At 63.4% G+C, this 14,722-nt stretch carries 15 protein-coding genes; 9 read left to right on the top strand and 6 right to left on the bottom strand.

Annotated features, from left to right (window positions below):
- Positions 1–304 precede the first annotated feature (304 nt).
- From SIL87_RS11835 to SIL87_RS11810, 6 genes are all read left to right on the top strand, one after another.
- Positions 305–1,585: an NAD(P)/FAD-dependent oxidoreductase gene (locus tag SIL87_RS11835; RefSeq protein WP_319614386.1), complete on the top strand. Its 1,281-nt coding sequence runs from the start codon at positions 305–307 to the stop codon at positions 1,583–1,585.
- Entirely contained in the window at positions 1,575–2,489 is a 915-nt protein-coding gene (locus SIL87_RS11830; protein WP_319614385.1) for an MBL fold metallo-hydrolase, read from the top strand. Before SIL87_RS11835 ends, SIL87_RS11830 begins: the two co-directional genes overlap by 11 nt.
- Before the next feature lie 136 nt (positions 2,490–2,625).
- Positions 2,626–3,291 (top strand): c-type cytochrome, encoded by a 666-nt coding sequence (locus SIL87_RS11825; protein ID WP_319614384.1) that lies wholly within the window; start codon positions 2,626–2,628, stop codon positions 3,289–3,291.
- Positions 3,291–4,169, top strand: coding sequence for a c-type cytochrome (locus SIL87_RS11820; RefSeq protein ID WP_319615968.1), 879 nt, complete (start codon positions 3,291–3,293; stop codon positions 4,167–4,169). The genes SIL87_RS11825 and SIL87_RS11820 overlap by 1 nt, the downstream gene beginning before the upstream one ends.
- 56 nt (positions 4,170–4,225) lie before the next feature.
- Positions 4,226–5,041, top strand: a complete 816-nt coding sequence (gene tetH / locus SIL87_RS11815; RefSeq protein ID WP_319614383.1) for a thiosulfate dehydrogenase — start codon at positions 4,226–4,228, stop codon at positions 5,039–5,041.
- A 34-nt stretch (positions 5,042–5,075) separates the two neighbouring features.
- Positions 5,076–6,086, top strand: a complete 1,011-nt coding sequence (locus SIL87_RS11810) for a substrate-binding domain-containing protein (RefSeq protein WP_319614382.1) — start codon at positions 5,076–5,078, stop codon at positions 6,084–6,086.
- 94 nt (positions 6,087–6,180) lie between these two features.
- On the opposite strand, the gene SIL87_RS11805 is transcribed toward SIL87_RS11810, so the two are convergent.
- Complete coding sequence (locus SIL87_RS11805; RefSeq protein ID WP_319614381.1) at positions 6,181–6,882, bottom strand: hypothetical protein; 702 nt, start codon at positions 6,880–6,882, stop codon at positions 6,181–6,183.
- A 190-nt stretch (positions 6,883–7,072) separates the two neighbouring features.
- On the bottom strand, positions 7,073–7,483 hold the full coding sequence (locus SIL87_RS11800; protein ID WP_319614380.1) for a rhodanese-like domain-containing protein: 411 nt from the start codon (positions 7,481–7,483) through the stop codon (positions 7,073–7,075).
- A 102-nt stretch (positions 7,484–7,585) separates the two neighbouring features.
- Here SIL87_RS11800 and SIL87_RS11795 point away from each other — a divergent pair, with 102 nt between their 5' ends.
- From SIL87_RS11795 to SIL87_RS11785, 3 genes are read left to right on the top strand one after another with little or no spacing between them, the layout of a single operon-like run.
- Entirely contained in the window at positions 7,586–8,608 is a 1,023-nt protein-coding gene (locus SIL87_RS11795) for a cysteine synthase A (protein ID WP_319614379.1), read from the top strand.
- A gap of 56 nt (positions 8,609–8,664) precedes the next feature.
- Positions 8,665–9,129 carry a manganese-binding transcriptional regulator MntR gene (gene mntR, locus SIL87_RS11790; RefSeq protein ID WP_319615967.1) on the top strand — a complete coding sequence of 155 codons (465 nt, stop codon included), beginning with the start codon at positions 8,665–8,667 and terminating at the stop codon, positions 9,127–9,129.
- 15 nt (positions 9,130–9,144) lie between these two features.
- Positions 9,145–9,456, top strand: coding sequence for a hypothetical protein (locus tag SIL87_RS11785; RefSeq protein ID WP_319614378.1), 312 nt, complete (start codon positions 9,145–9,147; stop codon positions 9,454–9,456).
- A 282-nt stretch (positions 9,457–9,738) separates the two neighbouring features.
- Here the strand turns inward: SIL87_RS11785 and SIL87_RS11780 are convergent, their stop codons facing one another.
- Genes SIL87_RS11780 through SIL87_RS11765 form a run of 4 tightly spaced genes read right to left on the bottom strand, consistent with a single transcriptional unit; the run spans position 9,739 to position 14,712 of the window.
- Positions 9,739–10,665 (bottom strand): CDP-alcohol phosphatidyltransferase family protein, encoded by a 927-nt coding sequence (locus tag SIL87_RS11780; protein ID WP_405055270.1) that lies wholly within the window; start codon positions 10,663–10,665, stop codon positions 9,739–9,741.
- A gap of 41 nt (positions 10,666–10,706) precedes the next feature.
- On the bottom strand, positions 10,707–11,432 hold the full coding sequence (locus SIL87_RS11775; protein WP_319614377.1) for a phosphatidylserine decarboxylase: 726 nt from the start codon (positions 11,430–11,432) through the stop codon (positions 10,707–10,709).
- A 49-nt stretch (positions 11,433–11,481) separates the two neighbouring features.
- Entirely contained in the window at positions 11,482–12,207 is a 726-nt protein-coding gene (locus tag SIL87_RS11770) for a 2OG-Fe dioxygenase family protein (protein WP_319614376.1), read from the bottom strand.
- A 54-nt stretch (positions 12,208–12,261) separates the two neighbouring features.
- A complete protein-coding gene (locus SIL87_RS11765; protein ID WP_319614375.1) occupies positions 12,262–14,712 on the bottom strand; it encodes a mechanosensitive ion channel family protein in 2,451 nt (816 codons plus the stop codon).
- Between the last annotated feature and the right edge of the window lie 10 nt (positions 14,713–14,722).

Genomic DNA, 14,722 nt, shown 5'->3' with positions numbered 1-14,722 from the left:
TCATCCCGGCTGCGGGGCCGTCTGACGAAGGCGTGGTCCGATGGATCGTTTCGCTCCCCTTGCAAGTTTGTAGCCGAGCCGTCGAGCCGCGTGGATGGCTCGCATATCGGTCGGGCGGTGATATTGCACATAAGTTACATATTTAAGCTAGACATAGATATGATTTTTTGCAACGCTGTGGTCCACCTGCTTGTGCAATGCCGGTTGCAATGACCATATCGGTCGCAACCGGGCGTGACAGAGGGTAAATCAGTTCGGCACCCGGTCAGCGGGTACCAGTAATTTTCTATGAGGGAATTCCACCATGCTTGATCACACGCAATCCGTTTCACCCGCGCCCACCCTGACAGTCGGGCGACAACTGGATACCCTGATCATCGGTGGTGGCGCGGCGGGCATCACTGTCGCCGCGATGTTGCGCAGCAAGGTCAAAGGCTCGATCGCGATCGTCGATCCGGCCGATACCCACGCCTACCAGCCCGGCTGGACCCTGGTGGGCGCGGGGGTGTTCTCGCTCGAACAGACAGTCAAGCCCGAAGCCTCGCTCATTCCCAATGGCGTGGAATGGATCAAGAAGGCGGCGTCGGCGTTTCATCCCGAGCAGAATATCGTCGAACTCGCCGACGGCACGACGCTCGGCTACCGCTATCTCATCGTCTGCCCCGGGCTGCAGCTCGATTGGGGCAAGATCGAGGGGCTGAAGGAAACCATCGGCAAGAACGGCGTGTGCAGCAACTATCGCGGTGATCTCGCGGCCTATACCTGGGAGTGCATCCAGTCGTTCCAAGGCGGCAAAATGATCTTCACCCAGCCGCCAATGCCGATCAAATGCCCGGGTGCGCCGCAGAAAATCGCCTATCTCGCCGCCGATCATCTGCGCCGTACCGGCAAGCGCGGCGCGGCGGATATCGCTTTCTGTACGGCGCTGCCGAGCCTGTTCGGGGTGGCACCTTTCGTGCCATCGCTGAAGGCGGCGATGAAGCGGCACAATATCGAGGTGAACCTCAGGACCACGCTGAAATCGATCGACGGGCCGGCGAAGAAAGCCACGTTCATCGTCACCAATGCCGATGACAGCACGACCGAAGTGGTGCGCGATTTCGACATGATCCACGTGACGCCGCCCCAGAGCGCGCCTGATTTCCTCAAAGGCAGCCCGATCTCGAACGCGGCGGGATTCGTCGATGTCGATCAGCACACGATGCAGCATGTCAAATACAGGAATATCTTCTCGCTCGGGGATGCTGCCAGTTCGCCCAACAGCAAGACGGTCGCGGCATTGCGGATGCAGGCGCCGGTGGTGGTGAAAAACCTGGTTGCGGCAATGAATTCGAATACCGGCACCGCCTCCTACGATGGCTACGGGTCCTGCCCGCTCACCACCGATTACGGCAAGATCGTGCTGGCGGAATTCACCTATGGTGGCAAGGTGACGCCGAGCTTCCCGCTCGATCCCCGGGTGCCGCGTTATTCCTCTTGGTTGTTGAAGACCAAGTTCCTACCTTTTCTCTACTGGAGCGTGATGCTCAAGGGGATCGACCTCGATATCGGACATAAGGAAAAGCAGTTCGCTGATGCCGCCTGACACGATGATGACCTCACCATCCGCGACCACGCGCCCCGTGGTTGCGGGTTTTTTCGAGAAACGGACGTTCAGCGTTCAGTATGTCGTCAGCGATCCGGTGACGAAGCGCTGCGCGATCATCGACCCGGTCCATGATTTCGACGAAAAATCGGGCGCGACCTCGACCGAGTCGGCTGATGAGCTTCTGGCCTATATCGAGCACGAAGGCCTGACCCTCGAATGGATTCTCGATACCCATCCCCATGCCGATCATTTCTCGGCGGCAGGATATCTCAACGCGAAAACCGGGGTACCGACCGCGATCGGGGCCGGTGTGGTCAAGGTGCAGCGTCTATGGAAGGCGCTGTACAATCTGCCGGATGATTTCCCGACCGATGGTTCGCAGTGGGATCATCTGTTCGAGGCGGGCGAGACCTTCAAGATCGGGTCGCTTGATGCCTCGGTGATGTTCTCCCCGGGCCACACTTTATGCTCTATCACCTACGTGATCGGCGATGCCGCTTTTGTGCACGACACGCTTTTCCATCCCGATATCGGCACCGCGAGGGCCGATTTTCCGGGTGGCGATGCGCGTGCCTTGTGGCACAGCATCGAGGCGATCATGGCGCTGCCGGACGCGACCCGGATTTTTGTCGGGCATGACTATCCGCCCGAAACCCGTGGTCCGGCCTGGGAAAGCACGGTTGCGGAGCAGCGTGCCGACAATGAGCACCTCCATCCGTTCGAGGAGGCGGCGTTCGTTGCCAAGCGCGAGGAGCGCGATGCGACATTGCCGATGCCGAAGCTGATCCTGCATTCGCTCCAGGTGAACATCCGGGGCGGCCACCTGCCGCCGCCCGAATCGAATGGCAAACGCTATCTCAAGATCCCGCTGGATGCGCTCGATCCTGCGCCGTGGGATTGACGGCGGCGACGGTCACATTCATTCGTTAGAATTGATCCACCCGGCAGATTGGTTTGATCGCTGCATGCTGGATGATCAAATCGGGTAGATCGGTCATAACCGCGCCGTGGTCGCGCGAGGTGGGGGAAATTCTGACATGAGTCGAGCGCTGATCAGAGTAGTCGCGGCGGGTGCCGTTGTTTCGATGACCGCAATTTCGGCGGGATCGGCAGCGGTACCCCCGCAGATCGCTTCGTGTGCCGCATGCCATGGCGCGGCGGGGCTGGGGGATGTGGGGGCGCAATATCCGGCGCTCGCGGGGCTCAGTGCGGCCTATATCGAGCAGCAGCTTTACAGCTTCAAGCACGGGACAAGGGTCAACGCCATCATGAAGAGCATGGCGATTCCGCTGGATGCCGCGCAACGCAAGGCGATCGGGGCGTATTACGCGGGTTTGAAGGTGCCGGCGAAGCCTGAACCGCAGCCGCTGCCGACCGGGTTGGGGGCGGATATCGCGATGAACGGGGATTGGGGCAACAAGACCACCGGCCTGCCCTCGTGCGATTCGTGCCATGGGCCGTATGGGATCGGCGTGGGGGCGGAATTTCCGCGTCTGGCCGGGCAGCCCAAGGCCTACCTCGCGGATCAGTTGATCGCCTGGCAGAAAGGGACCCGCAAGAACGATCCGCTGCATCTGATGTCGAATGTCGCGAGCAAGTTGAGTGCGGCGCAGGTTCAGGCCGTGGCCGGGTACTACGCCAGCCTGTCGGCCAATCCGACGCATCTGCCCAAGCCCGGTGACGCGAAGGGAGGTAAAAAGTGATGCGGACCTCAATGATCGTCACGGCCATCGCCGTGATTGCCGGTGGATCGGCTTCGGCTCTGGCGGCCACACCGGCTGCGAAGCCTCTGGCGTTCAACCCGCCCGCTCTGACATCGATTCCCAAAGGCAAGTTCGGGGCCGAGGTGAAGCTTGGCGAGAATATCTTTCGCCATACCACGGTCTATGCCCACGGGATTATCGGCGATGCGCTCAATTGCAGCAATTGCCACCTCAACGCCGGTGCGCTGGCGGATTCGGCGCCGATGTGGGCGGCTTACACCGCCTATCCGACCTATCGGGCGAAGAACAAGAAGGTGAATAATTTCGGGATGCGGTTGCAGGGCTGCTTCCGGTTCAGCGAGAACGGCAAGGTGCCGAAGCTCGACAGCCAGACCATCGTGGCGCTTGAAGCCTATTCGTATTTCCTGGCGACGGGGGCGCCGACCGGGGCGAAGCTTGCCGGGCGGGGCTATCCGAAGCTGGCGGCACCACCCAAGCCGGCGACCTATGCGGCGGGCGAGGCGGTCTATAAGCAGAATTGCTCGTTGTGCCACGAGGCCGATGGGTCTGGGCAGTATGTCCGGGGACAGACGGTGTTTCCGGCGCTGTGGGGCAGCAAGTCGTTCAACTGGGGCGCGGGGATGGGCAGCATCAAGAATGCCGCCGAGTTCATTCATGCGAATATGCCCTATGGCGTGGCGGGGACGCTGAGCGTGCAGCAGGCATGGGATGTCGCGACGTATATCGACAGCCAGAACCGGCCGCAGGACCCGCGCTTTGTGAAGAGCGTCGCGGAGACGCGGAAGAAGTTCCACGACAATAAATTCTCGATGTACGGCAAGACCGTCAATGGCCACGTGCTCGGGGCACAGAAGTAGATTTTACGACCGCAGGCCGGCATGGGGCTGGCTGCGCCATTACAGGGGGGACCACCATGACTGAACAGAACGACGACCAACGCGGTTTCAGCCGTCGTTCCACGCTGGCGATGCCGGCGGCGGGGCTGGGGATCGCGGCGCTCGGGGCGGCGTTATCGCCGATCGGAGTCGCGGAGGCGGCGACGATGGGGGATGAGTTCATTCCGCCGCATGCGACCAAGCTGAAGGCGCTCACGGCGGCGCTGGCCAAGGCACCGCGCCGGCGGGATTTCAAATCGGTGCCGATGATCCTGACCAGTGCCGATCAGTATGACAGCGAGGCGCTGCATCTGTTGTTCGCCTATTCGGGCGGACCCAAGCAGGTGTGGGACAATACCGCGCTGGACAGCCCCTGGCTCAACCTGATGCGCAACTCGATGAACGCGCAGATCTGGTCGTGGAAGCATCCGGATTTCATCGCAGTTTCGGCGACTCATGGTACTGCTCATCTCGCGCTTTACGACAAGTATATCTGGGACAAGTATCTGACCAAGTTTACCGGCGGCAAGGTCAAGTCCAACACCTGGATGGATGTGCCGGCGGCGTCGAAGGCGAGTGCCGCAGATTATAATAATCCGAAGGGCGTGTTCTCGCCGCTCGATAACTCGATCGTCGTGCTGCAGAAGCGCGGGGCAGTGTTCTGCGCCTGTCATAACGAGGTGTGGGAACTCACGATGGGGATTTTGAAAAAGGGGATCAATCCCGACAAGCTTTCGCATCCGGCGATGGCGGCGGAATTCACCAACCATCTGATCCCCGGCGCGGTGCTGACACCGGGCGTGGTGGGGACGATTCCGCAGTTTCAACTCGCGGGTTATCAATACGCGAAATAATAGTCGCGATCCGGAACTGAACAGGGAGATGACTATGAAGACGCGAATGAAGCTGCGGTTGGCGGCGGTGGTATCGGCGGCATGCCTCGCGGTGGCGGGGCTGGCCATCGCCCATGCGGCGGATACCGGGTGGAACGGCAAGGTCGAGGCACCGAAATACAAGGGCGACATGTTTCCGCCCTGGCAGGGCGGGGCGAACAACGACACGGTGAACAAGGGATTTTTGTTCACCGTGCCGGAAGTGGACGACATGGCCGATTTTCATGGCGATATCGATCACCCGAAACTGATCCTCTATATCGGCGGCAATTACTATTTTGCGGTGGCGCCGCTGGTTAAGACGTTCGAGGCCGAGCATCCCCAATACAAGGGTGGGGTGTTCGTGGTGACGATTCCGCCGGGTCTCGAAATCAAGGCGATGAAGGCGGGCGGGATTTTCACCGTCGGTAATATGAGCTTCACCGCCAAGCCGGATGCGTTTCTGGCCGGGTTGAAAAAGGTGAAGTCGCTGATTTCGGACGGGATGCTGGTGGGGCCGCCGGTCGCTTATGCGACCAACAACCTCACGATCATGATTCCGAAGGGCAATCCGGGGCATATCACCGGGCTCAAGGATTTCGGTAAACCCGGCGTGAAGCTGGTGATGCCGAACCCGGCCTTCGAGGGAATTGCCCGGCAGATCGAGGCCAGCCTCGTGAAGGCGGGGGGCAAGGCGCTGGAGCAGAAGGTCTATGAGACCGGGGTGAAGGATGGTTCGACGATCCTGACCCATATCCATCATCGCCAGACGCCGCTGTTCCTGATGCAGGGGTTGGCGGATGCCGGGGTGACCTGGAAATCGGAGGCGATTTTTCAGGAGCAGATCGGCCATCCGATCAGCAACATCGATCTGCCGGCGAAATACAACACCACCGCGATCTATGGCGGGGCGATGGTGAAGGATGCGGCGCATCCGGCTGCCGCGAAAGCCTGGTTGTCCTTTGTGCAGACGCCTGCGGCGTTGAAGATTTTCGAGCATTACGGGTTCAAACCCTACAAGAAGTGATCCTCGACCCCCGGTCCGTTATGCGGGCCGGGGTTTTTCCACATCTAAGTCGTTATGATATCGTAACGATTTAGATGTGAGAAAGTGTTGGGGGTCAGCGGGATTTTTTCGGTTTTCGGATGGTGTCGTAGCGGAGTGGGGAGCCGGGGGGATAGACCGGGATGAAGTTGCGCGGGTTGGCTGGGTTGGGGATGAAATAGCAGATGCTGCGATCGTCGAGGTCGGGCGGCGCGGGTTCCGGGATGGGTTTGGGCGCGGGTTTGGGGCGCGGTCGGCGCGGGCGTTTCGGCAAAGTGAGGATGGCGGGGGGTTTGATGCCGCAGAGGTGGCAGAGCGGGCGGAGGATGCGGGGGATGGCCGGGTTTCGGGCGATCGCGTCCTGCATGTCCGGCGTGGTGAGGAGGTGTTCGATCTGGGCGATGAAGCCGTTGACCGTGTAATGGGCGAAGGTGCGGCGGAGGATGCCGAAGCGGCGCGGCAAGGGTGGCGGCGGGCCGAGGCTGGTTGTGTGCCAGTTGCGGAGCCATGCCGGGGCGCGGGATTCGCGCGGGGAGTCGGATTGGGACTGCTCGGAATGGGGGCGCGGGGATCGCGGGCGGTGCGGGCCGGGTGTGGCGGCGATGGCGTCGAGCAGGCGGTTGATGAGGCTGCTGAAGCGGGCGTCGAGCAGGCAGAGCAGCGGGAGGGCGATGCCGAGGAGTTTGTGCCGGGTGGCCATGGTCTCGCGCAGTTTGCGCGCGGTGAAGGTGAGTTTTTCCTTCAGGGTGAGAGGGGTGTAGGTGGGGGTCCAGGGCATTGCGATTGTATACGCCCGGGGGTGGGGAGGTGAGAAAGTAGAGATAGGGGAAGGAAGGCTACTTTTTTGAAAAAAAGTAGCAAAAAACTTTCGCTCCTATGGGGCCCGGGCGTTGTCACCGGCACGGACCCAGATTCAAAAAAGTTTTTTGGTTCTTTTTTTCAAAAAAGAACCCTTCTTCCCTACCCCCTTACTTCTGCGCCCAAGGCAGCCCGTCATGCTTCCATCCCGCGACATGGCCGCGATGGCCGCGTTGGTCCTGGGGGCCTTCGAAGCCGTCCTTGATGTTGTAGACGTGTTTGAATCCGGCGGCCTGGGCGGCTTTGGCGGCGGCCATGCTGCGGCCTCCGGTGCGGCAGAGGAAATAGACGTGATGGTCGGGGCCGATTCCGGCTTCCTGCAACTGATCGAGGAATTGCGGGTTGGGCTGCATGGTGGGGAAAACCTGCCATTGGACCGGGACGACGTGTTTGCCTGCCTGCGACAGGTCCGGCATGCCGACGAAATTCCATTCCGCAACGGTCCGCACGTCGCACATCACGGCGTCCGGGTTGCTCATCAGGGTTTCCCAGACCTGCTTGGGGGCGACATCGTCAATCATGGTTTCCTCCATTAGGATAGTGGCTGCTTTGTCCGGTTTGGGCCGGATGCTCGATATATTCAAGATAAACGATCCATATAACCGATCCGTGGGGACAGCGCGATGACGATAGCACCGAAGACCAATTTCGCAGAAGGGGTGAGCGGGGATGGGCTTCCCGGTGCGATCGGGCATACGCCGTTGATCCGGCTGCGGCGGGCCTCCGACGTGACGGGGTGCACGATACTGGGCAAGGCCGAGTTCATGAATCCGGGCGGTTCGGTCAAGGATCGCGCGGCTTTGGCGATGATCGAGGCGGCGGAGGCGGCGGGGACGCTCAAGCCGGGCGGCACGATTGTGGAGGGCACGGCGGGCAATACCGGGATCGGGCTGACGCTGGTGGCCAATGCGCGGGGGTATCGGTGCATCATTGTGATGCCGGAAACACAAAGCCGTGAGAAGATCGATTTTCTGCGGATGATCGGGGCGGATTTGCGGCTGGTGCCGGCGAAACCGTATCGCGATCCCGGCAATTACGTTCACGTATCGCGCCGGATCGCCGAGGAAACCGGGGCGTTCTGGGCCAATCAGTTCGACAATACCGAGAATCGCGAGGGGCACCGGCGGACCACGGGGGCGGAAATCTGGGCGCAGACCGGCGGGCGGATCGATGCGTTCACCTGCGCCTGCGGCACCGGGGGGACGCTCGCGGGCGTTGGCATGGCGCTCAAGGCGCATAATCCCGCGGTGCGGATTATTCTGGCCGACCCGGATGGCAGCGCGCTCTATGATTGGGTGACGACCGGGGAGCTGAAATCGGCCGGATCGTCGATCACCGAAGGGATCGGGCAGGGGCGGGTGACCGGCAACCTCGAAGGAGCACCGATCGATGGGGCGGTGCGGATCGGAGATGCCGCGATGCTGGAACAGGTGTTCGACCTGATGATCCATGAAGGGCTCTCGATCGGCGGCTCGGCGGGGATCAACGTGGCTGCCGCCATCGCGGTCGCGCGGGAAATGGGGCCGGGCCATACCATCGCGACCATTTTGTGCGACGGGGCGGCGCGGTATCAGTCGAAATTGTTCAACCCGGAATTTCTGGCGAGCAAGAACCTGCCGGCACCGCCCTGGATGCTGGCGGGCTGACCCGCCTGGGATAATGCCGGGTGGACCCGGCGGGACCGGGGGGCTATGCACTCGGCATGACCGCGGCCCCGTTGCGCGAACCCCACGACGCCCTGCCCGCCGAGCCGACCCAGGCCGAACGGTTCTGCCGCGCCCGGACCGCGCAATCATCGGCACTGCTCGAAGATTACGTCGAACTGATCGCGGACCTGCTCGCGATCAACGGCGAAGCGCGGCCGATCGATATCGCGCGGCGACTCGGCGTGTCCCACCCGACCGCGGCGAAAAGCATCAACCGGCTCAAACGCGAAGGGCTGGCAACCTCGAAACCCTATCGCGGCGTGTTCCTGACCGACGCAGGCCTCGCACTGGCCGAACGGGTGCGGACACGGCACCGGCTCGTGGTGCAGTTGCTCGAAGCGATCGGCGTGCCGCCGGAAACCGCAGAGGCCGACGCCGAAGGAATCGAACACTACGTGTCCGACGTGTCGCTCCGCGCGTTCAGCCGGTTTTTAAAAGCACGAGGACAGACGGCAACCTGAACCGAAAGATCCAATATGGACCACGCTATCGCCGTCATTACCTCGATCATCTACGCCCTCGCCGGACTCGTGATGCAGCTCATCGCCTTCATCGACGGACTCCTGATCGGATTCATGAACGACCTGCACGTGCCGCCCCATATCCAGACCATCCTGCTCGTGGTGGTGGCCATCGCCCTGATCATCATGGCAATCAGACTGCTCGGCGGGGTGTTCGCCACCCTCATCGTGATCCTGCTGCTCCTGCTGGTGCTGCACCGGGTCGATCCGGGATTGGGTATGACACATGGCGGCAGCACTGCGTCGGGAACGTCTTCCAAGATTTGAATGGTGCGTGGTGTAGGCAAAGCAAAGGCAAGGCAAGGCAAGGCAAGGCAAGATAGGGCTTCTTTTTTGTAAAAAAGAAGCAAAAAACTTTTTTGATCTGGGACTGCGCTGTTTGACGGGGCGGAGGCCCAGATCAAAAATTTAGTTTCAAGCTGTGCTTGCGCGCGAGTTTGTTCGATGAATCGCCTGCAATGGTATTTCGGGAAACAGCAGGAAGTCCATGCTGGTTTCGTGCCATTGAAACGGCACGGACCAGACGAATAAAAGTTTTTTGCTTCTTTTTTACAAAAAAGAAGCGCTTGAGCTTCCTTCGCCTTTATCTTCACCTTTGTCGCCGAGGTCCAGTTCAGGTTCCGGTTGCAGGCGGGATTCGGCTTCGGCCTGGAGGCGTTTGAAGCTGCGGCGGCTGAAGGGGAGCATTGTGAGGTAGGCGGCGGCGATGAGGGCGAGGCCGAGCCAGGGGTCGGCGAGGAGGATGGCGGCGAAGACGACGACGCCGAGGAGGAGGACGAGGGCGTATTGGGGGGGGACTTTGAAGTTTTTGAAGCTCCAGACCGGGAGGGTGGAGACGCAGAGCAGGGCGGTGGCGACGAGGACGGCGGCGCTGAGGGCGGGGGCGCGGGCGAGGTCGGCGAGCCAGACGATGTTGTGTTCGGCGGCTTCGAGGCCGAGGTAGATGGGCAGGAGCGAGAGGGCGGCGCCGGCGGGGGCGGGGACTCCGGTGAAGAAGTTGTTGGCGAAGCGGAAGGCGGGGAGGTGGCCGTCATCGGTGTGGGGGAGTTCATCGATGGCGGCGTTGAAGCGGGCGAGGCGGAGGGCCATGCTGGCGGTGAACATGAGTTCGGGGAGGTAGCCGAACGCGCCCCAATCATCGAGTGCCCAGAGGTAGAGGACGAGGCTGGGGGCGACGCCGAAGCAGAGGAAGTCGGACAGGCTGTCGAATTCCGCGCCGAAGCGGGAGGTGGCTTTGAGGAGGCGGGCGAGGCGGCCGTCGAGACCGTCGATCGCGCCGGAGACGGCGATGGCGATGACGGCGGCGCCGAAGCGGCCATCGAGGGCGAAGCGGATGGCGCTGAAGCCGACGCAGAGGCCGACCAGGGTGAGCAGGTTGGGCAGCATGCGGTTGAAGCTGAGGCCGCGCAGCCGGGGGCGGCGGGCGCGGCGGCGGCGCGGCAGGGCGAAGCGCGCGGGTTTTCCGGCGTCGTTCACCGGCTGGTCGTTCACAGGCCGGTCGTGCACAGGCGGATCGTTCACAGGCCGGGCGGGGGGGTGGTGGGGATGTCGGCGGCGGGCGGGATGCCGAAGGGGGTGGCGGCGATATTGGCGAGGACGGTTTCGCCGCCGATGGCGCGTTGGCCGATGGTAACGAGGGGGAGTGTGCCGGGCGGCAGGTAGACATCGGTGCGGCTGCCGAAGCGGATGATGCCGAAGCGGGCGCCGGTGGCGACGTGGTCGCCTTCGTGGACGTCGCACAGGATGCGGCGCGCGATCAGGCCCGCGATTTGCACGATGGCGATTTCGGCACCGTTGTCGAGGCGCAGGGCGAGGGCGTTGCGTTCGTTGTTGTCGGAGTCTTTGTCGGCCGCGTTGACGAAGGTGCCGTGGCGGTAGGCGATGCGGGTGATGGTGCCGGCCATGGGGATGCGGTTGACGTGGACATCGAGCACCGAGAGGAAGATGGCGATGCGGGGGAGCGGGGTGGCGGGCAGGCCGAGTTCGGGCGGGGGGATGGCGAGGTCGACCCGGGTGATCAGACCATCGGCGGGGGCGACCAGGGCATCGGCGCGGGGGGGTGGGACGCGATCGGGGTCGCGGAAGAAATAGAGGCAGAACAAAGTGAGGATCACGCCGATCCAGGCGAGCCAGCCGGCGAAGATGAGGCCGAGGACGATGAGGACGAGGCCGCCGGCGATGAACGGCAGGCCGGCCCGGTGCGGCGGCGCCAGGACCGAGCGGATCGAGTGAAAAATATCCATGCCCCGATTATGCCTGCAACCGGGGATTTGTGGCAAGCAAGCGGGCGGTTCAGGTTTTGCGGTAGGTGAGGACCAGTACGTCGCGGAAGGCGGGTTCGGTGGGTTGGAGCGGGACGACCGGGGTGACGCCGTGGAAGACGCGGCGGTCGTTGACGAAGGCGGCGTCGCGCGGGTGGGTGAGGGTGAAGCTGCCGAGGAGGTTGCCGTTGAGAGTGTGGATGGTGGTGGTGCCCTGGTGGATGTTGGCGCGGCGGACCATCAGGACCAGGACGTAATCGACTCCGTCTCGGTGCATACCTTCGGGGGTTGGGAGGCCCGTGCCGTCGGGTCCGGTTTCGATGCGGAACTGGTGGGCTTCGATGTGCCAGGGGTGGATGCCGGCCTGTTGTTCGAACAGGGAGCGGGTGAAGCCGAGCAGGGCCTGGAAGGTGAGGCCGTCCGCCACTTCGGGGTCGATCGGGTCGAACCAGCGTTCGATGCCGCCGTTGAGGCTGTTGTAGTCGCGGGCCTGGTAGTGGGGCTGGTGGGCGCTGCGGTGGATGGTTTCGCCGGGGGTGGCTGAGAAGACGGCGAAGCGGCGGCGGCGGTAGCGCCCGCCATCGGCCATGTAGGTATCGACCGGCATGCCTTCCCAACTGGCGGCGAAGCGGTTCCAGCTTGCCGGGGTGAGGGCGTCTTCCGGGAGCATGGAATCGAGGATCGGGCCTTCGAGGAAGGCGTAGCCGTCGGTGGTCAGGCGGTTGGCGAGGGCGCGGCGCTGATCGATCGCGTTCATGCGCGCAGTTCGTATCATCATGGGACGGACCTGAGGAGGTCGGGGTGAGGGGAGTCAGCCATTCGTTTCCGGGGCGGTGGTGGGAGCGGTTGTTTTGGGGGCGTCGGTTTTTGGGGGGCCGAAGGCTTGGCGGAATTCGGCGGGGTCGATGGTGATGCGCTGGTAGTTGTAGGGGAGTTCGATGCCGTCCGCGTCGAAGCGGATCTTGACGCGGCGGTTGAATTCGCGGCGGACGCCGTATTGTTTGCCGGCGGGGGTTTTGATGCGGCCGACGATGTTGACCGAGGAGGCGCCGAACTGGTCGAGCCCCCAGAGTTCGAGGTCGTTGCTGATCTGGGCGGCCCAGGTGGGTTCGGCGCGCATGGTTTCGAAGATTTCATGGATGACGGCTTGGACCTTGTCGATGTCTTCGTTGTAGCCGACACCGATGTTGATCGGGGCATAGCCGAAATCGCGCGAGCTGTTGGTGACCGTGGTCACCGAACTGAACGGAATGATGTTCAGCGAGCCGTCGCCGCCGCGCAGGCGGATGGTGCGGATCGAGAGTTTTTCGACGACGCCGGACATGCCGCCGAGGGTGACGGAATCGCCGACCTGCATCGCGTCTTCCAGCAGCAGGAACAGGCCGGTGATGATGTCCTGCACCAGTTTTTGCGAGCCGAAGCCGACGGCGAGGCCGAAGATGGAGAGGCCGCCGAGCAGGAGGGTGACGTTGACGCCGATGGCGCTCAGCACGACGAGGGCGACGATGACGAGGATGATCACCAGCAGGGTGGAGCGCATCATCGGCAGGAGGGTGCGGTAGCGGGCGGCGCGGCCGGCGCGGCCTTGCGCGATGAGGTGTTCCGCGTGGTTTTCGAGGGCAGCGTTGATGATTTCCCAGACGATCAGGCCGATGATGGTGGCGAGCGCGATGGTGATAACGGCGCCGACAATGCGGCGGCCGATGGCGGTGACCGCGAACCAGCTGAGGATGCCGAGGCCCCAGAGTTGCAGGATTACGAGGACGGCGATGACCGCGATGATCGCGCCGATCGCGAGCTTGAGGATCGGCAGGTACATGCGGCCGCGGGCGTGGAGGATGGGGTATTGCTCGTGCCAGGCGGCGTCCGGGTCGAAGGCGGATTCGAGGCCGTGGTCGATCCAGGTGGTCATGCTGCGGGCGATCGAGATGATCACGGCGAAGATCAGGACGATTTTCAGCATGATGACGAAGGCGTGGGGGACGCCGATCGCCCAGGCGATCCAGAGGGCGACGATGTAGAACAAAGCGAGGACGTACCAGGAGCGGGCGAGGCCGGCGCGCATGGCGGCGACGAGGCCGGTGCGCGGCGGGCGGCCCGGGCGGTCGCCCCGGATGATCGCGGCGACCGGGCGGCGGGCCTGGAGGACCATGATCGCGAGCATGACGTGGACGATCAGCGAGACCAGCTTGACGAGGACCTGACTTGCTGCGTGGTAGAGGCCGAACAGGGTGCCGGTGGCGATGGCGGCGTAGCCGAAGGCGATCACCGCGATGATCCGGCGCAGCCAGGTGACGAGCCAGGTGGCGCGGCGGTCGGTCGTGCGGATCAGGCGGATTTCGCGGTGGCGGGGGGCGAGCAGGAAGCGGGCGATTTCGAGGGTGACGCGGCAGGCGAGGTAGGCGTTGAGAACCGCGATGATGACGAGGCGGGCGACGCGTTCGTTCGCGATGCTGCCGGAGAGCCAGATGAAGCCGACGGCGGCGAAGATCACGATCGGGACGAGGGCGAGCAGGAAATGGCCGATCGCGTAGGGTAGGCGGCGGAACCAGCGGCGGAGGGAGCGGCGGCGCGGGCGGGGCTCGGTCTCGCCAGCTTCGGCGGCGGCGAGGCCGGCGGCTTCGCTTTCGGGGTCTTCGGCGTCAAGGGCGATGAGGGAATCGCGCCAGCGCGCGGCGCGGGCGATGATGGCGGCGCGCGGGCGGCGGAGCAGGAAGATCGCGGCGGCTTCGGCGATCAGGGCGGTGGCGAGGACGGCGGCGAGGCGGATTGCGGCGTGGATGACCGTTTGACGGAGCCATGCGTCGGTCGCGACGAAGACCAGCCAGTGCCAGATCAGGCGGATATCGGTCGCTTCGCGCAGGGCGGTGATGATTTCGCCGAGGACGAGGCGGGTTTTCATCTCGGCGATCTGGACGAAGCCGATGCCCATGGCGGGGGCGGCGGTGGTTATGGTGGTGGTGGTTGGGGTGCCGGGTTTCGCCGGGGTGGCGGCGGGGGCCTTCATGGCCTGGAGGGTTGCGATCAGGGCGTTGCGCTGGGCGGGGTTGTTGAGTGTCGCGATCGCCGCGTTGATCTGGGCGGAGTCGAGCGTGGTGCCGGGCGTGGTGTGGGGCGTGGTGCCGGGCGTGGTTGGGGCGGGTTTGGGGGTCGCGGCGGGTTTGGCCATGAGGGCGGCCAGGGGGTTTTCCGCAGCGTGGCTCGGGGTGATGCCGGCGAGGCAGACGATCAGGGCGATCGCGAGGGAGCGGATCAGGCGCATGGGCTTCTCT

This window comes from Acidiphilium acidophilum (assembly GCF_033842475.1).
Classification (GTDB): Bacteria; Pseudomonadota; Alphaproteobacteria; order Acetobacterales; family Acetobacteraceae; genus Acidiphilium; species Acidiphilium acidophilum.
The sequence above is the reverse complement of the archived record's forward strand: the minus strand, read 5'-3'. Positions and strand labels throughout refer to the sequence as shown.